At 68.3% G+C, this 20,877-nt stretch carries 18 protein-coding genes and 1 pseudogene; 4 read left to right on the top strand and 15 right to left on the bottom strand.

Annotated features, from left to right (window positions below):
* Positions 1-6 precede the first annotated feature (6 nt).
* The 8 genes from J2739_RS26000 to mltG all read right to left on the bottom strand — a co-directional run bounded on the left by J2739_RS26000 (position 7) and on the right by mltG (position 8,926).
* Complete coding sequence (locus tag J2739_RS26000; protein ID WP_309907114.1) at positions 7-2,730, bottom strand: CoA-binding protein; 2,724 nt, start codon at positions 2,728-2,730, stop codon at positions 7-9.
* A 16-nt stretch (positions 2,731-2,746) separates the two neighbouring features.
* A complete protein-coding gene (locus tag J2739_RS25995) occupies positions 2,747-4,036 on the bottom strand; it encodes an ATP citrate lyase citrate-binding domain-containing protein (RefSeq protein ID WP_309907112.1) in 1,290 nt (429 codons plus the stop codon).
* Between the two features lie 306 nt (positions 4,037-4,342).
* Positions 4,343-5,008, bottom strand: coding sequence for an ankyrin repeat domain-containing protein (locus J2739_RS25990; RefSeq protein WP_309907111.1), 666 nt, complete (start codon positions 5,006-5,008; stop codon positions 4,343-4,345).
* Entirely contained in the window at positions 5,005-5,811 is an 807-nt protein-coding gene (locus tag J2739_RS25985) for a TatD family hydrolase (protein ID WP_309907109.1), read from the bottom strand. The genes J2739_RS25990 and J2739_RS25985 overlap by 4 nt, the downstream gene beginning before the upstream one ends.
* A gap of 64 nt (positions 5,812-5,875) precedes the next feature.
* Entirely contained in the window at positions 5,876-6,250 is a 375-nt protein-coding gene (locus tag J2739_RS25980) for a PilZ domain-containing protein (protein WP_309907107.1), read from the bottom strand.
* Positions 6,247-7,266, bottom strand: coding sequence for a DNA polymerase III subunit delta' (locus J2739_RS25975; protein ID WP_309907105.1), 1,020 nt, complete (start codon positions 7,264-7,266; stop codon positions 6,247-6,249). Before J2739_RS25975 ends, J2739_RS25980 begins: the two co-directional genes overlap by 4 nt.
* Entirely contained in the window at positions 7,263-7,910 is a 648-nt protein-coding gene (gene tmk / locus J2739_RS25970) for a dTMP kinase (protein WP_309907103.1), read from the bottom strand. The genes J2739_RS25975 and tmk overlap by 4 nt, the downstream gene beginning before the upstream one ends.
* The gene (gene mltG, locus J2739_RS25965; RefSeq protein ID WP_309907101.1) at positions 7,907-8,926 is read right to left on the bottom strand and encodes an endolytic transglycosylase MltG; all 1,020 of its coding nucleotides are present in this window, start codon (positions 8,924-8,926) and stop codon (positions 7,907-7,909) included. Before mltG ends, tmk begins: the two co-directional genes overlap by 4 nt.
* Positions 8,927-9,008: 82 nt before the next feature.
* Here mltG and ygfZ point away from each other — a divergent pair, with 82 nt between their 5' ends.
* The gene (gene ygfZ / locus J2739_RS25960; protein WP_309907099.1) at positions 9,009-9,932 is read left to right on the top strand and encodes a CAF17-like 4Fe-4S cluster assembly/insertion protein YgfZ; all 924 of its coding nucleotides are present in this window, start codon (positions 9,009-9,011) and stop codon (positions 9,930-9,932) included.
* Positions 9,933-9,950: 18 nt separating this feature from the next.
* On the opposite strand, the gene J2739_RS25955 is transcribed toward ygfZ, so the two are convergent.
* The 6 genes from J2739_RS25955 to J2739_RS25930 form a co-directional block, all read right to left on the bottom strand.
* Positions 9,951-10,163: a YbdD/YjiX family protein gene (locus J2739_RS25955; RefSeq protein ID WP_309907097.1), complete on the bottom strand. Its 213-nt coding sequence runs from the start codon at positions 10,161-10,163 to the stop codon at positions 9,951-9,953.
* On the bottom strand, positions 10,163-12,226 hold the full coding sequence (locus J2739_RS25950) for a carbon starvation CstA family protein (RefSeq protein WP_309907095.1): 2,064 nt from the start codon (positions 12,224-12,226) through the stop codon (positions 10,163-10,165). The genes J2739_RS25955 and J2739_RS25950 overlap by 1 nt, the downstream gene beginning before the upstream one ends.
* A gap of 126 nt (positions 12,227-12,352) precedes the next feature.
* On the bottom strand, positions 12,353-12,985 hold the full coding sequence (locus J2739_RS25945; RefSeq protein ID WP_309907275.1) for a response regulator transcription factor: 633 nt from the start codon (positions 12,983-12,985) through the stop codon (positions 12,353-12,355).
* Positions 12,986-12,987: 2 nt separating this feature from the next.
* The gene (locus J2739_RS25940) at positions 12,988-14,349 is read right to left on the bottom strand and encodes a cache domain-containing protein (RefSeq protein ID WP_309907093.1); all 1,362 of its coding nucleotides are present in this window, start codon (positions 14,347-14,349) and stop codon (positions 12,988-12,990) included.
* 24 nt (positions 14,350-14,373) lie between these two features.
* Positions 14,374-15,243: a YbgC/FadM family acyl-CoA thioesterase gene (locus tag J2739_RS25935; protein ID WP_309907091.1), complete on the bottom strand. Its 870-nt coding sequence runs from the start codon at positions 15,241-15,243 to the stop codon at positions 14,374-14,376.
* On the bottom strand, positions 15,240-16,190 hold the full coding sequence (locus J2739_RS25930; RefSeq protein WP_309907089.1) for an alpha/beta hydrolase: 951 nt from the start codon (positions 16,188-16,190) through the stop codon (positions 15,240-15,242). Before J2739_RS25930 ends, J2739_RS25935 begins: the two co-directional genes overlap by 4 nt.
* A gap of 63 nt (positions 16,191-16,253) precedes the next feature.
* Here J2739_RS25930 and J2739_RS25925 point away from each other — a divergent pair, with 63 nt between their 5' ends.
* Positions 16,254-17,390 carry an iron-containing alcohol dehydrogenase gene (locus J2739_RS25925; protein WP_309907087.1) on the top strand — a complete coding sequence of 379 codons (1,137 nt, stop codon included), beginning with the start codon at positions 16,254-16,256 and terminating at the stop codon, positions 17,388-17,390.
* Here the strand turns inward: J2739_RS25925 and J2739_RS25920 are convergent.
* The gene (locus J2739_RS25920) at positions 17,360-18,244 is read right to left on the bottom strand and encodes a LysR family transcriptional regulator (protein ID WP_309907085.1); all 885 of its coding nucleotides are present in this window, start codon (positions 18,242-18,244) and stop codon (positions 17,360-17,362) included. The genes J2739_RS25925 and J2739_RS25920 overlap by 31 nt on opposite strands.
* Positions 18,245-18,334: 90 nt before the next feature.
* On the opposite strand from J2739_RS25920, the gene bla reads away from it, so the two are divergent.
* Together bla and J2739_RS25910 are read left to right on the top strand one after the other, a co-directional pair.
* Complete coding sequence (gene bla / locus J2739_RS25915) at positions 18,335-19,216, top strand: class A beta-lactamase (protein WP_309907273.1); 882 nt, start codon at positions 18,335-18,337, stop codon at positions 19,214-19,216.
* A gap of 852 nt (positions 19,217-20,068) precedes the next feature.
* A pseudogene (locus J2739_RS25910) lies at positions 20,069-20,877 on the top strand (hypothetical protein); the annotation flags it as partial.

Genomic DNA, 20,877 nt, shown 5'->3' with positions numbered 1-20,877 from the left:
AACGATTCAGGCGACGAACTTGCACAGCGTTGCCGCTGTGCGCGTGTCCATGTTGCGGCCGCGATTGAGGTGGTCGTCGATCTCGGCGGCGCAGCCCAGCATGCGCGGGTAAAGGAAGATCGTGAAAGCCGCCGTCTCGAGATCGCGCTCGCCGATGTCGCCGGACTGCAGCGGCTGCCACAGCATCTTGAGCAGCAGGGCGGCGATCACCGCATCCACGTTGACGCAATAGACGTTACGCGACACCCCGGCATCGAAGAGCTGCTGCACCAGCGCCCGGTAGAAGTCGTGGAACACGTTGTGGTCGCCGCGCGCCTCGCGCAGCTTGGCGATGAAGACTTCGCGCGGGTCGAGGTTCACCGGCTTGTCCTTGAACACCGGGTGGTTCACGCCCGGCAGCTTGGCGATGTCCAGGCTGCCCGCGCTCTTCTTCTTGATCTTGTACTGCGAGTACTGGTCGACCGCCTTGGCAGCCAAGGCCTTGAGGTCCAGGCCATGGTTCGGCGCGCCAGGATCGTCGAGGCCGCTGTCCTTGAACTGCTCGATCAGGTAAGCGATGCCTTCGTAGCCGTTGCCGCCATGCGCATACCCGGTGTGCGTGAGGAAACCGACCAGCGCCTTGTTGAGCTGCACCCGCTCGGGCTGTTCGGGGCCATCAGCCGACACCGCGCCCTTGGCGCCCTGGGCCGAGATGGCGCCGGGGCCGTTGGTCAGCAGCAGGCCGACCAGGGTCTGGAATGCAAACAGATCGTTCTCGGTCGGCGTGCGTCCGAGGAGGGCGGCGAAGGCGATTTCGCCGAGGCTTGCGTTGTCGAGCATCTGCGGCTGTGCGATGCCGCAGAACCGGTCCGCCTCATGGCGTGCCGCATCGGCCGACGCGCCGATCAGCGTGCCGAAGAGCTGCAGCCACCAGGGGAAGTTCTGTGCCGTGAGCAGCGAGATGCGCTTGCGCGAGAGCGGCCCCCAGGCGAGGGTGGCCGAAATCGCGGCCAGTACGGCCGCCTCGGTCGGATGGCCGGGAAGGCTCTGCAGCCAGCGCAGGAACACCGAGCGCCCGCCGCGCGCCTGCACGGCGGCCATCAGCGCCTGGGCGCGGGCGTCGGGCGAGCCGGTGGTGAGCGCGGGTGCCGCCGCCGTATCGATCTGCGCGATGTCGAAGCTGTTGCTGAGCGAGGCGCCGAACTCGGTGCCCAGGCCCGCTGCGTGAAAGCGCTCCAGCATGAAGACCAGCGCCTCGCGAGCGGCCTGCTGCCGCTTCGGCCCAACGATGGCGGCCGCCGCGGCCAGCACCGCATTCGGCGCGTTGCCGGCTTCGCGGCTGGCCTGCGCTGCGGCAAGTTCGGGGCGGCCATGCAGGTTGACGTAGGCCGCGATCGCGGGCGCGATCAGCTTCCGGTCGTTCTCGCCGCCGGCATCGTGCAGCAAGGCCAGGGCGACGTTCGATTCGAACGAAAGCGTGGCCGCGTCCAGCATGCTGGTGCCGTGCAGGCTGCTGACCTGGGTCTTCGCATCCATCTGTGAGGCGCCCGAGGCGTCCTTCATGGTCTGGCGCGGCACCACGCCGCCGATCTGCGTGTTGAGCAGTGCCACCTGGTCGCCGTAGGGAGCCAAGGCCGGGACCACCGGGGGACGCAGTTCCGCAGGCAGTTCCAGGCTTTCGTCCGAACCGAACCAGGGCTTGAGCGCCAGCGTGCCCTCGGGCGCGAAGTCGGGCAGGGTGGCATTGGCGCGCATCACGGCCGTCAGCGCGGCAGGGATGTGGGCGATGTTGGTGACCAGCGCCCCCTTGGCCGAGAACTCCGGGTTGTCGGGCGTGAAGATGCCGTCGACGCCGAACTTCTCCATGAACCAGCGTTCCTTGGCCAGCGCGTCGTCCGAGCCGCCCGCCATCGCGCCGGCATGTCCGACCGCGCGGGTGAGCTTGCTTTTCCAGCGGCCCACCACGCAGGCCACCACCGGCTTGGTGAACTTCGCGTCGAGCTCGTAGTAGCCGCCCGGCTCGCAGTAAAGCACCGCGGCCTTGCTGCGCGCGTCGTTGGCGAGCGCGAAGGCGAACTCGGGCGCGGCGTAATGGATGTAGACGTCCTTGCCCGAGGAGATCACGGTGGTGGTGCCCCAGCCCGCCATGCGCAGGTATTGCGCGATGGTGGTGGAAAAGCCGCCCGAGTTGGAGAAGATGGCGATCGAGCCCGGCCGCAGCGAGTCGCCGGGCTTGTCGCCGCCCAGGGCGCCGCCGATGCGCACCTGGTTCCAGGAGTCGGCCACGCCCAGGCCGTTGGCGCCGAAGATGTCGATGCCGTTCTGCTGGCCCATGGCGCGGATTTCGCGCGCGTCGTGCACAGCAATCTTCTCCGTGATGATGAAGATCTTGCGCAGCTCCGGGTTCACTCGGATGAGTTCGGCCACGCCGTCGCGCGCCGCCGAGGGAGGCAAATACACGACGCCGCAGTTGAAGCGGTGGCCCGCCGCCAGCCCGTCGCGCACGTTGTTGAACACCGGGATGTTGCCGGCGGGTGTTTCCAGCACGGCGCCGCCCTTGCCCGGCGCCGTGCCAAACACGACGTTGCCGCCCGAGTAGGCATGGCTGACCGGCGTGACTTCGCTCGATTCACCGCCCAGGATGTTGAGCACGCAGACGCGGTCCTCGCGTGAGGCGACCTGCGTGAGCGAACTAATGCCGACGTAGTACTTGAAGTCGCCCACGCCTGTCTTTTGCCAGCTGGATTGCATGATGGTCCTCTCCCTTTCAAGCGGCCGCGGCAGCGGCCTGTATGCCGAGGCGCGCAGCGATTTGCTCGCGTCCGCCTTCCCTCATCCACCCGTTGATCTTGCGGGCGAACTGGATCACCTCGCTCATGTCGGAGTCGAAGCCGAAGAGCCGGTAGGGGAGGCCCAGCGCGTCGCAGGTGTCGCGCAGGGCGCCCATGCCGCGCACCAGGTTCGGCCCGCCGCGGCCCAGCACCACGTAGAGCGGCGTGGGTCCGTGCTGGCTGAAGTGCTCGCGCAGCGCGTCGGCCATCGCGCGCAGCGTCTCGAAAATGTCGGTGTTGTTGCTCTTGCCGCCGATGATGAAGAGCACGTTGGCCTGCTTCAGCCAGTGCTTGAAGCAGATGCGCGCGACCTCCTTCATCTTCTCGTAGGGCGGATTGCCGCCGAAGTCCGAGCTGATGATCGCGTCGTCACCCAGCATTTCGGTCACCAGAGAGTTCGCGCCGCCGCCGAAGGTGGGCGCGAGCACGGTGCCTTTTTCGTTGATCACGTAGACATCGCTCTGGCCCTGGTGGGTGCGCAGGGTGTTGATCTCCTGCTCGAAGTCGGAGTAGTCGGCCGCGAACAGGTGGGGCGGCAGGCCGAGTCGCAGCCAGCGCGGGTCGTCACGGTCGAAGCCGCACTTGAAGTCGCAGGCCACGGGCGTGAGCCGGCCCTTCTTGTCCTCCCGCATGCGGATGGGGTTGAGCTCCAGCGTGGTCATCCCGAAGTCGTGGAACAGCTCCCACAGCTTGGGCAACTGCTGAACCAGCGGCGAGATGATTTCCTTGGGCGCACCGATCTCGGTCAGCGCATTGGCCACCACGAAGGCCTTGAGACCGGTGAGGGGATCGAAGGGCACCGTCGCGACCTGGCTCTTGTCCAGCTCCTCGATGTCTATGCCGCCCATGTGCGTGAGCGTCATGGTCGGGGCGCGGAAGCGCGTGGAGTCGGTGATCGAGAAGTACACCTCGTGCTTGGCGGGCACGCCGGCCTCGAAGGTCACGCCGTTGGCCTTTGCCTTCTGGTGACCCACCTGGTGCTCGGCGAAGTAGAGGCGTTCCTTCTCGGCCAGCGCGGTCTTCAGGTCGCTCGCGCGGCCCAGCAGGCCGGCTTTGCCTTTCTTGCCGATGCCGCCCTTGAAGACCGGCTTGATGAAGACCAGCCCGTACTTGTCGATGAGCGCCTTGATGTCCTCTTCGCTGGCTGCGGGGCCCAACACCTCGGTGGCCGGAAAGCCCACGAAGTGCAGCAGGCGTGCGCCGTGCAACATGCCGGTGATCTGCATGGTCGATGTCTCCAGGTAGTGCGCGAACTGCGCCGCGGGCTGCCCGCGTTTTCGGGCGGCCTCGGAGAAATCGTAGAAATCGAAGCTGTCGATCCGCCGTCAAGGCGGTGAGGGTTTGTACGGGGCGGTGAGGGGGCCGTTCAGCGGCTTGTACCTGCCGCCGCCGTCAGCGCCTCGTCCAGGTCGACCTGGTGATCGGCAACCGGCTCGAGCCGCCGCAGGCGTGCATGCGGATGTCATTTAACATAATGCACATTGTATTTTCCGCGTCGATGGGGCAACAGCGTCAAGCCTCCTCAGGCGCGCTCACCACTTTCCATCGCCCGGCCGCTTGTTCGCCGGTACCGCGGCGCTCAGCAGCCGCACCGCATCCGGCCGATTGGCCCGTTTGGCAAAGTCCAGGGCCGTCATCCCGAGCTGGTTCCTCATCGCCGTGTCGGCGCCTTCGTCGAGCAGCAGCTGCACCGCGGCGGCGGAGCCGTACATGGCGGCCATCATCAGCGGCGTGCTGCCGTTGGGCGATTGCGCATCGATGAAGGCGTAGTGCTCCAGGAGCTGCTTCATGATCGCCACATGACCGCCGGTGGCCGCATAGTGCAGCGGCGTCCACCCGGGCTTGTTGACGTCGGCGTCGCGCGCGATCAGACGCGTGACCAGGTCCTGCTGGCCCTTGAGCGCAGCCAGCATCAGCGGGCTCTCGTCCTTCGCATTGCGCAGCTCCACATCCGTCTTGGGCGAATCGAGCAGCACCTGGATCACCTTGGGGGACGGCTCGCGCAGGGCGATCAGCAGGCCCGTCTGGCCTTGCTCGTCGCGCGTGTTCGGATCGAAGCCACGGTTCAGGAGCTCGGCGATGCCGCTGGCGTTGTCGCTGCGCGCGTATCGGAAAAAATCGTCGAACGAGCCTGCGCTTGCCGAAAAATACGTTGCAAATACAATAAGATATGCGATGTTTTTAAGGTAATTCTTCACGTCTTGACGCTTGCGAACAGGGTTTCGAAGTTGCGGCTGGTGAGCTGCCCGATGGTCTCGATCGGCAGTTTTCGCAGCTCGGCGATCTGCTGTGCCACGAAGGGCACATAGGAGGGATTGTTGGTCTTGCCGCGGTACGGCACGGGCGCCAGGTAGGGGCTGTCGGTCTCGATCAGCATACGATCCAGCGGCACGAAGGCAGCCACGTCACGCAGGTCCTGCGCCTTCTTGAAGGTCAGGATGCCGGAGAAGGAGATGTAGAAACCAAGGTCGAGCGCGGCGCGTGCGACCGCTGCCGTTTCGGTGAAGCAGTGGAACACGCCTCCGGCCGCCGTCGGCCGACCATCCTCGCCCTCCTCCTTCAGGATTGCCAGCGTGTCGGCCGAGGCCTCCCGGGTGTGGATGATGAGTGGCTTGCGCACCTGCTGAGCCGCGCGGATATGCACGCGGAAGCGGTCGCGCTGCCATTCCAGGTCGGCGATGCTGCGGCCGCCCTTGCGCTCTTCCATCTGGTAGTAGTCGAGGCCGGTTTCCCCGATCGCGACCACCTTCGGCATGGCAGAGCGCGTCACCAGATCGTCCACCGACGGCTCGGCAACGTCCTCGTTGTCCGGATGGACGCCGACACTGGCCCAGAAGTTGTCAAAACCGGCCGCGAGCGCCTGCACCTCGGGGAATTCCTCCAGCGTGGTGCAGATGCAGAGGGCTCGCTCGACCTTCGCGGCCGCCATGGCCTCGCGGATCTGCGGCATCTGGCCGGCGAATTCGGGGAAAGTCAGGTGGCAATGGGAGTCGGTGAACATCGCGGAATTTCGGAAAACGGCGGCGCGACCGCAACGCGTGCGGTCGCTGCCGTGCAGACGGAACTCAAATGGTCTGTGTCGGGCGGTCGGAGGCCATGGTGCCACCAAGCGCCTCTTCGATGCGCGCCTTGAGCTGGCGCGACTTCTCGTCCGAGGGAAAGCGGATGCCGACACCCGGTGCCCGGTTGCCGGCCGCGCGGGCGGGCGTGATCCATGCCACCTTGCCGGCCACCGGGTAGCGCTGCGGGTCCTCGGGGAGCGTGAGGAGCACGTAGACGTCGTCGCCCAGGCGGTACTCGCGCGAGGTCGGGATGAAGATGCCGCCTTCGGCGAACAGCGGGATGTAGGCCGCGTAGAGCGCGCCCTTTTCCTTGATCGCCAACTGAATGACGCTGGGGCGGGCGGGCGCGGCGGGTGTGGGGGAAGCGGTTGGATTCATGGGCGGCGGCTGCCGGAGTTTAGGGTGCTTCGCGCTTCGCTCACAAGCGCTTCGAGCATCAGGCCCGCATTGAAGGGATGTTCTGCGGTTTTTGCCGCATTGGCGAGCGACCGGGCCCAGCGGCCCAACGCCGCCTTCGACGGTGCCGCCGGAAGGTCGGCGGCTTCGAAAAAACGCGGGGCGGCGCCGCTGTCGACCGCCATCAGGTCGTGGCAGAGCTTCTGCAGCGCACTGATGGCCTGGGCCGGCGCATGGTCGGCCAGCGCGCCGACTTCGCCGCGCTGCATGGCCTTCGGGAAAAGGCCCCAGGCCTTGGGCGACTGGCCCGAGGCGGCGAGCCGCAAGGCATCGCTGGGCCGCCCGCCGGCCGCGCGCAGCAGGGCGGCCGCGTCCACCGCCGGGACGCCCTGCCCCACCAGCCATTCGCGCCCCTCGGCGTCGCCCGGCCAGGGCAAGGTGAAGCCCAGGCAGCGGCTGCGGATGGTGGGCAGCAGTTGCCAGGCGGCCTCGCTGGCGAGCACGAAGCGTACGTCGCCGACCGGCTCCTCCAGCGTCTTGAGCAAGGCGTTGGCGGTGATGGTGTTCATGCGTTCGGCCGGATAGACCAGCACCGCCTTGCCGCGCCCGCGTGCGCTGGTGCGCTGAGCGAAGCCGACGGCATCGCGCATCGCCTCGACGCGGATCTCGCGGCTGGGCTTGCGCTTCTTGTCGTCGATGTCGGCCTGGCTCTTCTCGTCGAGCGGCCAGCCCAGCTCCTGCATCGCGATCTCGGGCATCAGCACGCAGAGGTCGGCATGGGTGCGCACGGCGATGGCGTGGCAGCTCGGGCAGTGCCCGCAGGCGCCCTGCCCGCCGGTTTCGTTCGGCTGCTCGCAGAGCCAGGCCGCCGCCAGCGCCAGGCCCAGTTCGTACTGGCCCAGGCCGGAAGGGCCTTGCAGCAGCCAGGCATGGCCCCGCTGCCGCAGCAGTTCGGTCAATGGCTTGCGCAGCCAGGGCGACAGGATCGGCGCGGTCATTGGCTTCGCTTGCGTCCCACCACGCCGCGCTGCACGAGGGACGCCTCGACCTGAGCCCAGACCTGCTCGCGCGAACGGCTCGCATCGATCCGCACGAAGCGCGGCGCCGCCGCGGCGCGCTCGGCATAGCCCCGGGCAACGCGGCGAAAGAACTCGACCGGCTGCGATTCGAACTTGTCCGGCAGCCGCGCGCCGGCCAGGCGCTCGGCCGCGATCTCAGGCGCCAGGTCGAACCACAGCGTGAGCGCGGGCTGCAGCAGCGCACCACCGCGCGCCTGCGCCCACTGCTCCAGGGTGGCGAGCACCGCCTTGTCGAAGCCGCGCCCTTCGCCCTGGTAGGCGAAGGTGGCATCCGTGAAGCGGTCGCACAGCACCACCTCGCCGCGCGCGAGGGCGGGCTCGATCACCTGCACGATATGGTCGCGCCGCGCCGCGAACACCAGCAACGACTCGGTGAGCGGGTCCATGGCCTGTGTGAGGATCATCGTGCGCAGCGTCTCGGCCAGCGGGGTGCCGCCGGGCTCGCGCGTGCGCGTGACCACTCGGCCTTCGGCCGTGAACAGGGCCTCCAGCGCATCGAGATGGCTGGACTTGCCGGCACCGTCGATGCCTTCGAGCGTGAGGAACAGGCCCGGGTGCGTCATCGCTCGCTCCGTGGTGCGGGCTCGATGCCCCGTTGATAGCGGTTGACCGCACGATTGTGCTCGTCGAGCGAACTGCTGAAATGGCTGGAGCCGTCGCCGCGCGACACGAAGTACAGCGACTTGCTCTGCGCCGGCTGCACCGCCGCCAGCAGCGCGGCCTTGCCCGGCATGGCGATCGGCGTCGGCGGCAGGCCGGGCCGCAGGTAAGTGTTCCAGGGCGTGTCCGTTTGGAGGTCCTTCTTGCGCAGGTTGCCGTCGAAGCGCGTGCCCATGCCGTAGATCACGGTCGGGTCGGTCTGCAGCGGCATGCCGGCGCGCAGCCGGTTGACGAACACGGCCGCGATCTCGGCCCGGTCCTTGGCCACGCCTGTCTCCTTTTCGACGATGCTGGCGAGGATCAGCGCCTCGTCGGCCGACTTGAGCGGCAGGTCGGCCGCGCGCGCGGCCCAGGCCGCGTCCAGCTTCTTGTCCATGGCCCGCATCGCCCGCTGCAGCAGTGCGAGATCCGTGGAGCCTTTCGAATAGGTGTAGGTGTCGGGGAAGAAGCGGCCCTCGGGATGCAAGCCGGGTTTCCCCAGCCGGGCCATCAGCTCCTGGTCGCTCTGGCCCAGGGTTTCGGGCTTCAGCTGCTCGGCCTTGGCGAGCGCGGCGCGCACCTGGCGGAAGGTCCAGCCCTCCACCAGCACGATGCTGCGCGTGGCTTCCTCGCCGCGCACCAGCATGTTGAGCAGCAGGCGCGGCGTGACGCCGCGCTCCAGCTCGTAGCTGCCGGCGCGGATCTGCCGGTCCTGCCCCGAGAAGCGGAACCAGCCGTACAGCAGCTGCCACGGCACGGCCACGCCGGCGTCGGCCACCGCCTGCGCGACGCCGCGCGGTGTCGTTCCGGGCTCCACGGAGAGGTCGACCGTGGGCGCCGGCAGCTTCAGCGGCTGCTGCACCCACCAGAGCCCGGCCGCGCCCGCGCCGAGCACGACGAAGGCGGCGAGCAGGAAGAGCGTGAGAAGAAAGCGGCGCACGGATGCGAGTGAGGCGGCAGCAAGAAGAAACGCGGTAGCCCTGCGGGCCGAACGGAACGGAGCCGGCCATGATAATTCAGCGATGACCCCAGTCGTTCTGAATGGCGTAACAGCCCTTTCGCACCTCGGCGTGATCCTCGCCGAGGGCCCCGAGGCCGCCGATTTCCTCAATGGCCAGCTGACCCAGGACTTCGCCCTCCTCGGCCCTGCCGAGGCTCGCCTGGCCGCGCTGTGCACTGCCAAGGGGCGCGTGATCGCGAGCTTCATCGGCATCAGGCCGCAGCCCGAGCGCGTGCTGCTGGTGATCGGTCGCGACATCCTTGCCGCGACCCTCAAGCGCCTGTCGATGTATGTGCTGCGCGCCAAGCTCAAGCTCAGCGATGCCAGCGATGCCTTCGTGCTCCACGGCCTCACCGGCACGGCGCTGACGGCCAACGGCGTCGATGCCGGCGCACCGCCGGGGCGCTGCTGCCAGATCGGCGATGTCAGCGTGGTCTCCCTCTATCCCTCGGACCGCGTCCCGCGCGCGCTGCGCATCGCGCCGGTGGGCAGTGCCGAGCCGGAAGGCCCTCCGCTCGATCCCGCGCTGTGGCAGTGGAGCGAGGTGCGCAGCGGGATCGTGACCGTGAGCGCGCCGATCGTCGATGCCTTCGTGCCGCAGATGCTCAACTACGAATCGGTGGGCGGCGTGAACTTCAAGAAGGGCTGCTACCCCGGCCAGGAGGTGGTGGCGCGCAGCCAGTTCCGCGGCACCCTCAAGCGCAGGACCTACCTGGTGCAGGCGCCGGCGCCGGTGGCCGCGGGCCAGGAGGTCTTTGCTGCCAACGATCCCGAGCAGCCGGTCGGCATGATCGCGCAGGCGGCGCCGACGCCCGGGGGCGGATGGGCTGCGCTCGTGTCCATGCAGATCGCGGCGCTCAATGCCGGTGGCCTGCATGCCGGCAGCGCCGAGGGGCCCGCGCTCAGTGTCGAGCCCCTGCCCTATCCCTTGCTCGAGGACGTCTGAGCCCGGCTCGGCTTCTCGTCAGCAGCAACGGCCCTTGCCGCTGCCGTAGCGCGCCTCCAGCCGCTCGCGGAAGAAGGCTTCGTAGCTCATCGGTGTCTGCCCGGGGTGCGTGCGCTCCATGTGGCTGAGGTAGGCGTCGTAGTCCGGCAGGCCGACCATCAGGCGCAGCGACTGCGCCAGCGAGCGGGTCAGGTAGCGCCCAGCCTCGGGCAAGGCGGCCAGGGAACGCATCAGGCCACCGAGGCCGGCATCGGCTCGAAAGGCGTCTCGCGCGCCGTCGGCCTGTTGGCCGCGCGGGCCGCGAGCGCGCTGCGCACGCTGTAGAACAGCACGCTCAGCACCACGAAGATGAAGAGCCCGCACAGCGCTGCATCGAGCCGGTCGTTGAAGACGATGCGCGCCATGGCCTCGGGCGTCTTCGCCGGCGCGAGCAGCACGCCCTTCTCGATGGCCTCCGCGTACTTCGCCGCATGGGCCAGGAAGCCGATTTTCGGATCGGCCGAGAAGATCTTCTGCCAGCCCGCCGTCAGCGTGCACACCAGCAGCCAGGCGGCCGGCGCGATCGCGACCCACGCATAGCGCTCGCGCTTCATGCGGAACAGCACCACCACGCCCAGCAGCAGCGCCACCGCGGCCAGCATCTGGTTGGAGATGCCGAACAGCGGCCACAGCGTGTTGATGCCGCCCAGCGGATCGACCACGCCCTGGTAGAGGAAGTAGCCCCAGGCCGCGACGCACAGGAAGGTAGCGATCAGGTTAGCCGCGAAGGAATCGGTGCGTTTGAGCGCGGGCACGAAACTGCCCAGCAGGTCCTGCAGCATGAAGCGCCCGGCCCGGGTGCCGGCGTCGACCGCGGTCAGGATGAACAGCGCTTCGAACAGGATCGCGAAGTGGTACCAGAAGGCCATCATGGCCTGCCCGCCGATGACTTGATGCAGGATATGCGCCATGCCCACGGCGAGCGTGGGCGCGCCGCCGGCGCGGCCGAGGATGGTGCTCTCGCCGACGTCCTTGGCGGTCTGCAGCAGCATCTCGGGCGTGACCACGAAGCCCCAGCTCGAGATCGTCTGCGCCACGGCGGCCGGCGTGTTGCCGACCAGCGCGGCCGGGCTGTTCATCGCGAAGTACACGCCGGGCTCGATGCAGGCGGCGGCCACCAGCGCCATCACCGCGACGAAGGACTCGGCCAGCATGCCGCCGTAGCCGATGAAGCGCGCGTGGCGCTCGTTGTCCAGCATCTTCGGCGTGGTGCCCGAGGAGATCAGCGCGTGGAAGCCCGATACCGCGCCGCAGGCGATGGTGATGAAGAGGAAGGGAAAGAGATTGCCCGACCACACCGGCCCGTTGCCCTGCGCGAACTGCGTCACCGCCGGCATCTGCAGTGTCGGCGCGACGAAGACGATGCCGATCGCCAGCGCGACGATGGTGCCGATCTTCAGGAAGGTCGAGAGGTAGTCGCGCGGCGCCAGCAGCAGCCACACCGGCAGGCTGGCGGCGATGAAGCCGTAGCCGATCAGCATCCAGGTCAGCATCTTGCCGTCGAAGGTGAAGAGCGGCGCCCAGTCCGGGTTCTGCGCCACTGCCTGGCCGCCGAAGATGGCCAGCATCAGCAGCACGAAGCCGATCACCGAGATCTCGCCGATTCGCCCCGGGCGGATGTAGCGCAGGTACACGCCCATGAAGACCGCGACCGGAATGGTCGCCGCCACGGTGAAGGCGCCCCAGGGCGATTCGGCGAGCGCCTTCACCACGATCAGCGCCAGCACCGCGAGGATGATGATCATGATCATGAAGGTGCCGAACAGCGCGATCAGCCCCGGCACCGTGCCCATCTCCTGCTTGATCAGGTCGCCCAGCGAGCGGCCGTCGCGGCGCGTCGAGATGAAGAGCACGATGAAGTCCTGCACGGCACCCGCGAACACCACGCCGGCCAGGATCCACAGCAGGCCCGGCAGGTAGCCCATTTGCGCGGCGAGCACCGGCCCGACCAGCGGACCCGCGCCGGCGATGGCCGCGAAGTGATGGCCGAAGAGCACGTTCTTGTCGGTGGGCACGTAGTCCAGCCCGTCGTTGTGGCGATGGGCCGGCGTCATGCGCTTGCCGTCGAGGCCGAGCACGCGATCGGCGATGAAGAGGCTGTAGTAGCGGTAGGCGATCAGGTAGGTGCACAGGGCGGCGGCCACGACCCACAAAGCGCTGATGGCCTCCCCACGGGCCAGGGCCACCGTGCCGAGCGCAAAAGCGCCGACCACGGCCACGACGAGCCACACCAGGTGGCGGCGGATGTTTTGCATGCGGTTGTCTCCAGATGTATGGACCTGGCGAGTGTCCCGATCCGCTCGCCCTTTGCCATCCGTCGCACCGCGCGGACGAGGCGCGCAGTGTTGCGTAAGGGATAACCCGGGACGCTCCGCCCCGCTTCAGCTCCGCCCGAACTGCCGCGCGTGCTCCACCGCATACTTGATCAATTCCGCCTGCCCCTCGATCCCCAGCCGCCGCTTGATGCTCTGCCGATGCGCCTCGACCGTGCGCACGCTCAACCCGAGGTCGCGTGCGATCTGCTTGCTCGATTCGCCGCGACCCAGCGCCGAGAGGATCTCGCTCTCGCGCGGCGTGAGCAGCGGCCGCGGCGCCTGGCTGCGGAACAGGCGCTGCGACACCGCCGGGCTCAAGAAGGTGCCGCCCGCCGCAGCCGCCTCGATGGCAGCGACGATCTCCGCAGCCGGCGCATCCTTGAGCACATAGCCGCGCGCGCCGGCCGCGAGCGCCTGCTGCACGTATTCGGGGTTGTCGTACATGCTGAGCATCACCACGCGCACCGCCGGGTGCCCCTCCTGCAGCCGCGCGGCCAGTTCGATGCCGTTCATGTCCTTCATGCCGACATCGGCCAGCACCAACTGCGGCCGCAGCCGCTCGATCGCTTCCAGCGCCTCGGCGGCGCTGCCGGCCTCGCCCACGATCTCGATGCCCGGCAGCGGATCGAGCCGCGCATGCAGCCCGTCGCGCACCAGAGGGTGGTCGTCCACCAGGAACACGCGGATCGGCGGCCTCATCGTCACGTCGACTCCAGGCTCTTCGCCGGGACGAAGGCGACGATGGCGGTCCCCTTGCTGCCCGAGTGCAGGTCCAGCCGCCCGCCGATGGCCGCGATGCGTTCGCGCATGTTGCGCAGCCCGATGCCGCGGCGTGGATCGAGCTGCGTGGCCTGCAGGTCGAAGCCGACGCCGTCATCGTTCACCTCCAGCCGCACCCCTCGCCGCTCGAAGTCCAGTGCAATGTGCACCTGCCGCGCCCGTGCATGCTTGCGCACATTGGTCAACGCCTCCTGGGTGACGCGGAACAGCGCCGTCTTGACCTCCTCCGGCAGTTCGCGAGGCGTCCCCTGCACCGCGACCACGGCGGCAACCTCGCCCTCCTCGCCGAACTCCGCGCCCAGCCGCTCCAGGGCTGCCGGCAAGCCCAGCTGATCCAGCAGCGCCGGCCGCAGCCGGTGCGAGATGCGCCGCACCTCGGCGAGCGATTCGTTGAGCCGCACCAGCGCCTTGCCCAGCACCGCCGGCGCAGGCTGATGCGCACGCTCCAGCGTATCGACCGCCGACTCGACCAGCAGCTTGGTCGACACCAGCGTCTGGCTGGTGCCGTCGTGCAGTTCGCGCGCCAGGTGGCCGCGCTCCTCTTCCTGCGACTGCACCACCTGGCGCGCCAGCAGGCGCAGCTTGGCCTCGGCGACGCGGTGCTCGCTGAGGTTGAGCAGCAGCCCGCCGGCGCTGACCGCTGCGAGGCACAGTGCGGCGATGGCCGCGATCCACAGCATGGTGGTGGCGACGTTCTGGTTCATCTGCCGGTCCAGCGTCTGCATGGTCGACTGCAGGTCGTCCAGGTACAGGCCGGTGCCGACCATCCAGTTCCAGCGCGGCAGCGCTGTCACGTAGCCCAGCTTGGGCGCGGTCTGCGCGCTCGAAGGCTTGCGCCACTCGTACTCGACGAAGCCGCCGCCGGCGCGCGCCTGCGCGATCAGCGCCTGGATGGTGAAGCGGCCGCGCGAGTCGCGCAGCTCCCAAAGGTCCTGGCCGACCAGCTCGGGCTGGCGCGAGTGCATCAGCGCGCGGCCCTGCAGGTCGTAGACGAAGAAGTAACCGTCGCTGCCGTAGTCGAGCGCAGCCAGCCGCTGCAGCGCCTCGTTGCGCGTGGCCTCGTCGTCGCGGCCCGCGTCGTAGAGCGGGCGCACCACGCTGATCGCCAGGTCCACGTAGCTGCGCAGCTCATTGCGGCGCTGGTTCATGTAGGTTTCTTCGATCAGCGCGCGCTCGCGCCGCGCCAGGTCGCGCTCCTGGTGGCGCACCGCCAGCGACACCAGCACCAGTGCGACCAGCAGCGGTGCGACGGCCAGCGCGACGATCTTGGTGCGGAGATTCATGGTCGGCCGGTGCGCCGGGTGCCCTCAGAGCGCGCGCCGCATCTCGATGTGCGCGATGCCCGCTTCCTCGAACGGCTCGCCATGCGGCATGTAGCCGAGGCGCGTGTAGAAGGTCTCGGCGCTGCGCTGCGCATGCAGCGTCACCTCGCGATCGCCCCGCGCCTTGGCGACTTCTTCGAGCGCGCGCAGAACCGCCGCGCCGTGGCCGCCGCCGCGCAGCACGCGGTGCACCGCCATCCGGCCGATGCGGCCCTGGCCGGGCCCGCCCTGCACCAGCCGCCCGGTCGCGATCACCTGACCGAGCCGGTTGCGCGCCACCGCATGCACGGCGCTCTCGTCGTGCTCGTCCCACTCCAGCTCCTTGGGAATGCGCTGCTCCTCGATGAAGACGCTGCGGCGCACCGCGCCGGCACCCTCGCCGAGTTCGGCCCAGTTGCCGGTGCGGACTTCGGCGAGGGCTTCGCCGGCCTCGAAGGCCTTGAAGATCTCGCGCAGCAGCGCCGGCACCGGCTTCGAGGTCTGCGTGGCCGGATCGGCGAATACGTAGACCAGCTCGCACCCGACCAGGAAGTCGTCGCCCCGGAACAGCCCGCCGTGGAAGACGATGGAAGAGTTGCCCACGCGCACGCATTTCATGGCGACGTCCAGCACGTCATCCACCCGCGCCGATGCCTGGAACTCGATGGTGGCCTTGCGCACGTAGAGGTCGCCCCCCAGCGCGTGCATCGAATCCTCGTAGGGCAGCGCCAGGGCGCGCCAGTAGTCGGACATCGCGGTGTCGAAGTACATCAGGTAGTGGGCGTTGAAGACGATCTTCTGCATGTCCACCTCGGCCCAGCGCACGCGCAGGCGGTGGAAGAAGCGGTAGTCGGATCGGCGGGTGTTCTCGGTCATGGCTGCAAGGCTTCCTTCAGTGCGCGCGCTGCATCGGCCTGGGCCTGCATCGCTTCAGGGATGGCACGGCCCATTTTGACGAACTCGTGGATGACGCCGCGGTAGATCTCCAGGTCGACCGGCACGCCCGCGGCGCGCAGCTTGTCGGCGTAGGCAATGCCCTCGTCGACCACGGGGTCGCACTCGGCCAGGCCGATCCAGGCCGGCGCGACGCCGTCGACGTCCTCGGCGTTGAGCGGCGCGAAGCGCCAGTCGTCCCGCTCGGCCGGGCTGTTGAGGTACTGCGAGAAGAACCAGGTGATGAGCGGCTCGCCGAGCAGCGGGCCCTCGGCGAACCGGCGGTGCGAGGCCGTGTCCTGGTGCGCGGTGGTGCCCGGGTAGAAGAGCAACTGCAAGGCCACCGGCAAGCCGGCGTCGCGCGCGAGGATGGCGCAGACGGCGGCGAGCGTGCCGCCGGCGCTGTCGCCGCCCAGCGCCAGGCGCGCGCCGTCCAGGCCCAGCTCGGCGGCGCGCTGCGCGATGAACAGGCAGGCGTCCCAGGCATCGTTCGAGGCTGTCGGAAACTTGTGTTGCGGGGCGAGGCGATAGTCCAGCGAGACCACGGCGCTGCCGCTTTTCTGGGCCAGGACGCGGCACAGCGTGTCGTGGGTGGCGATGCTGCCGACGGTGAAGCCGCCGCCGTGGAAGAACAGCAGCACCGGCAGCCGCGCCTGCGACGGCGCGTAGAGACGGGCCGGCAGGGCGTCGCCATCGCGCGCGGGGATCGCGAAATCCTCGATGCGCGCGAGATGCGGCTTGGGCACCTCGAGCACGTTGGCACCCTTCTCGTAGGCAGCCCTCGCCTGGGCCGGCGTGAGCGTGTGGTACGGCGCCTGGCGGGCGCGGGCCATGCGGTCGACCACGCCGGCCATCCTGGCGGTGAGCTTCGGCGCGAGGGTTTGGGTCATGGGCAAGAGACGCAGCGCTTGTTAAATTGGAAGGCCCGAATCGTAGCCTCCACCCACACGCCCATGGCCCTCATCCAATACCTGACCCAGATCCAGTTCGACTTCGGCGCCATCCAGCTGCTGCGCAGCGAATGCGAGCGCATCGGCATCGCGCGACCCCTGATCGTGACCGATGCCGGCGTGCGCGCGGCCGGCCTTCTGCAGAAGGCGCTCGACGCGCTGGGCGACCTGCCTGCCGCGGTGTTCGACCAGACGCCTTCCAACCCCACCGAGGCGGCGGTGCGTGCCGCGGCCGCGATCTACCGCGATCAGCGCTGCGATGGCCTGATCGCCGTCGGCGGCGGCTCGGCCATCGACTGTGCCAAGGGCGTCGCGATCGCAGCCACGCACGAGGGGCCGCTGAAGACCTACGCCACCATCGAAGGCGGCTCGCCGAAGATCACCGAGCGCGTGGCGCCGCTGATCGCGGTGCCCACCACCAGCGGCACCGGCAGCGAGGTGGCGCGCGGCGCCATCGTGATCGTGGACGACCATCGCAAGCTCGGCTTCCACAGCTGGTTCCTGATGCCGAAGGCCGCGATCTGCGACCCCGAGCTCACGCTGGGCCTGCCGCCGCGGCTCACGGCCGCCACCGGGATGGACGCCATCGCGCACTGCATGGAAACCTTCATGTCGGCCGCCTTCAACCCGCCGGCCGACGGCATCGCCCTCGACGGGCTGCAACGTGCCTGGGGCTACATCGAGCGCGCCACGAAAGACGGCAGCGACCGCGAGGCGCGCCTCAACCTCATGAGCGCCTCGATGCAGGGCGCCATGGCTTTCCAGAAGGGGCTGGGCTGCGTGCACTCGCTGAGCCACAGCCTGGGCGGCATCGATCCGCGCCTGCACCACGGCACGCTCAACGCCCTCTTCCTGCCCGCCGTGATCCGCTTCAACGCGGGCGCGGAATCCGTGCAGAAAGAGCAGCGCCTGCAGCGCATGGCGCAGGCCATGCATCTCGACTCGCCCGGCGACCTGGCGGTCGCGATCCGCGACATGAATGCGCGGCTGGGGCTGCCCGCGGGCTCGGCCGAGGTGGGCGTGACGCCTGCGATGTTCGAGCCGATCATCGACGGCGCGATGGCCGACCACTGCCACAAGACCAACCCGCGGCTGGCGACCCGCGAGGACTATCGCGCGATGCTCGAAGCCTCGATGTAGTCCAGCAGCCAGCGGCGGAAGGCCTCCATCGCGGCGCTGGGCTTTCTCGACTTGAGCCGGACGAGCCAGTAGCTGCCGGTCATCACCTCGGTCGAAAGCGGCCGCATCAGCCGCCCTTCGTCCAGCTCGCGTTCGAACATCGACGCCGGCGCCAGTGCCACGCCCGCGCCCTGCATGGCGGCCTCCACCATCAGCCGCGAGGAATCGAAAACCGGCCCGCGGACCGTCGGGCACGCCGCGCCAGCGGCCGCAAACCACGCCGGCCAGTCCTCCGTGCGGTAGGAGCGCAGCAAGGTCTGCTGCGCGAGGTCCCGCGGCCGGGCGATGCGCGCCGCGATCGACGGCGCGCACAGCACCGAGAGCGGCGCCGCCATCAGGTGCTCGGCCTTGAGCCCTGGCCAGTTGCCGTCGCCGAAACGGATCGCGAAGTCCAGCCCTTCGCCTGCCAGGTCGACCACGTTGTTGTGCGTCATCAGCCGCAGGTCGACGAAGGGGCACCCCTTCTGGAACAGCCGAAGGCGGGGCAGCAGCCAGCCCACCGCGAAGGTGCCCACCACCCCCACGGTCAGCACCTCGAAGAAGCGGCCGTTGTCGAACTGCTGGACGACCGCCTCCATGCGCCCGAAGGACTCTGCCAGCACCGGCAGCAATGCATGGCCCTCGTCGCTGAGCGCCAGGCCGCGCGGCAGGCGGCGAAACAGCGCCGCGCCCAACCTCGCCTCCAGGCCACGCACCTGCTGACTCACGGCGGCCTGCGTCACGTTCAGTTCGTCGGCCGCGAGGGTGAAGCTGAGATGGCGCGCCGAGGATTCGAAGGCGCGCAGCGCATTGAGGGGAAGATGGACCCGTGCCATAAGATTTTCTTGTGCGAGACAGCAAATACTATCGTTTGCGCCCTCGCTGCCGATCATCGAAAGTCGCTGCTTTTTCAGGAGCACGCATTCATGATTCAACGACGCCGATTGGCTGGCGCCCTTCTTCTTCCGCTGGTCACCGCTTCCCTCGACATTCGCGCCGGCAGCCGACCGAGCCTTGCGCGCCAATTCGCGGATATCGAAAAAGACAGCGGCGGCAGGCTCGGCGTTCACGTGCTCGACACCGCGACCGGCCGGCGTGCCGGTCACCGCCAGGACGAGCGCTTCGCGCTCTGCAGCACTTTCAAGTTCCTGGCCGCGGCGCTGGTGCTGGCGCGGGTGGACCAGGGCAAGGAGCAACTGGAACGCAGGCTCACGTACACGCGCGACGACCTCGTGCCCTACTCTCCGGTGACCGAGAAGCATGCGGGCGCCGAAGGCATGACGATGGCGCAGCTGTGCGAAGCCGCAGTCACCTTGAGCGACAACACCGCAGCCAACCTGATGCTGGCGAGCTTCGGCGGCCCGGCGGGCCTCACCGCCTACATGCGCTCGCTCGGCGATACGCAGAGCCGGCTCGACCGCATCGAGCCCGGGCTCAACGAAGCCCGCGCGGGGGATCCGCGCGATACCACCACGCCGGTCGCGATCGTGAACAGCATGCAAAAGATTCTCTTGGGCGACGCTCTCGCGCCGGCTTCGCGCGCCCAATTGCTGCAATGGCTGGACGACAACAAGACGGGTGGCCAGCGCATTCGCGCCGGCGTGCCTGCAGGCTGGAAGGTGGGCGACAAGACCGGCTCGGGTGAAAACGGCGCGGCCAACGACATCGCGATCCTCCGGCCGCCGGGTCGCCCGCCCGTCCTCCTGGCCGTCTATTTGACGGAGACGAAAGCATCCATGGCCGATCGCAATGCGGCGCACGCCGCCGTGGCGACCGCCGTTGCCGCCTGGGTCGCGAGCGGTCTCTGACAACGCCGGCGCGGACCGGAAGTCGCTCCCCTCGGCGCCGCTCCTGGCGGCGCCTTCGACGCACCGTCATCTCGCGAGCGGCACAAGAGGCCTTCAATGAATTAATTGGTTCTAATTGAGAACTTAAGATTCAATAAGGCCCGGGTGACTCATAGGGCATTGATTGGCAATATCTTCGCGCCCCTGAATTCTTTAGCCTTAATGAATTCGGAGTCGCCGAAAGCGCGTGGAAAGCGCGCAACGAGCCCGCCCCGAATTTGTTAAGTCGAATGGATTCCTAGAGCCAAATTTTGCCGCGTGTTGTCTCATTTCTTTGATCTGGCGCAAACAGATTGATGCTCCAGCGATGAACATCGATCTATTGCAGACACTCATTGATACATCAAAAGGCAACATATGAAGGTTCTTGTCGTCCCTGCGTGCAGCGATTGCGCGCGGCGCATGCCTCTTAACTGAAGACTCCCAGGCACCGACCCGAGTCGGTCATAACTCCGACGATCGAATCGCAGCGGCATGAGGCGGCCGCCGCAGTCCAGTTTGATTCGATGTCCGGCCGCCTCTGGCCCCACTGAAGCAAGAGGGTCGAGCACGCACAACGTGCCATGTCCCTCTAGCCCGCGCGGCGATCCATCGATCCCCGCCTTATTTCTTTTTTTTGAAGTTTTTTTGCGCCCTTTTTGGAAGCGCGGGGGACTTCTTTTTCGCAAACAAACGTTCACCAGGAAATTGAAGATGAGACAGTTCGACAAATGCGCTCTCGTGCTCCTTGCCGCATCAGGCGCGCTCGCGGGTTGCGGCGGCGGAGGAAGCGGTTCAGGCGGCGGCTTCGCCTTCCCTCAAAGCACGGACGCAGTGCCGTCGGCAGCCGCGTCGGCGGCGCCGTCGACTGCCGAGGCCGAGTCAGACACGAAGTCAGAGCTGCTCAGCAAGCTGGACTCGAGCTGGATCAAGATCGCCAATGAAGGTCAGGCATTCACCCTGTCCGCGTCGACGGTCGTGCAGTACGGCGCGAAGTCGTCCTGGGTCAGCAAGAAGGTGTCCGGCGCCGTGGTCTGCAACAACGAAACCTTCGGCGATCCGCTGCCGTATGCGGCGAAGGCGTGCTATGCGCAAGCGGTTGCTCCGGCCCCTGCTCCTGCTCCTGCTCCTGCTCCAGCCCCTGCACCCGCACCCGCACCTGCGCCTGCGCCCGCCGCAGGCACCGTGCTCGCCAATGAAGGCGGTTCGTTCACCGTGCCCTCGCCGACGCTCGTGAAGTACGGCGCCGACACGCGCTGGGTCACCAAGACGGTCACCGGGACGGCCGATTGCACGAACGCATTCTTTGGCACCGATCCCGCGGTCATGACGGCGAAGTCCTGTGTCTCCGCGGGCCCCGCACCTGCACCCGCACTCGCCCCTGCTCCCGCTCCCGCTCCCGCTCCTGCACCTGCACCGGCACCGGCACCTGCACCTGCACCGGCCCCGGCTCCCGCTCCGGCCCCGGCTCCCGCTCCGGCCCCAGCCCCCGCGCCTTCGCCAGGCGTTGCCCTGCCCGGAGACATCGTGGACAGCGCCGGCGCGGTGGTGCCCAGCGCCTACGCGGCGATGGCCTACAAGTTCAACTCCGACGTGGGCGTGACCTACAGGTACGGAGCGCCCGCCAGCAAGAGCGGCGTGGC

The sequence above is a fragment of the Variovorax soli genome (genome assembly GCF_031454625.1).
Classification (GTDB): Bacteria; Pseudomonadota; Gammaproteobacteria; order Burkholderiales; family Burkholderiaceae_C; genus Variovorax; species Variovorax soli_A.
Note: the sequence above shows the minus strand (reverse complement) of the source record. Positions and strands in the feature narration are given on the sequence as shown.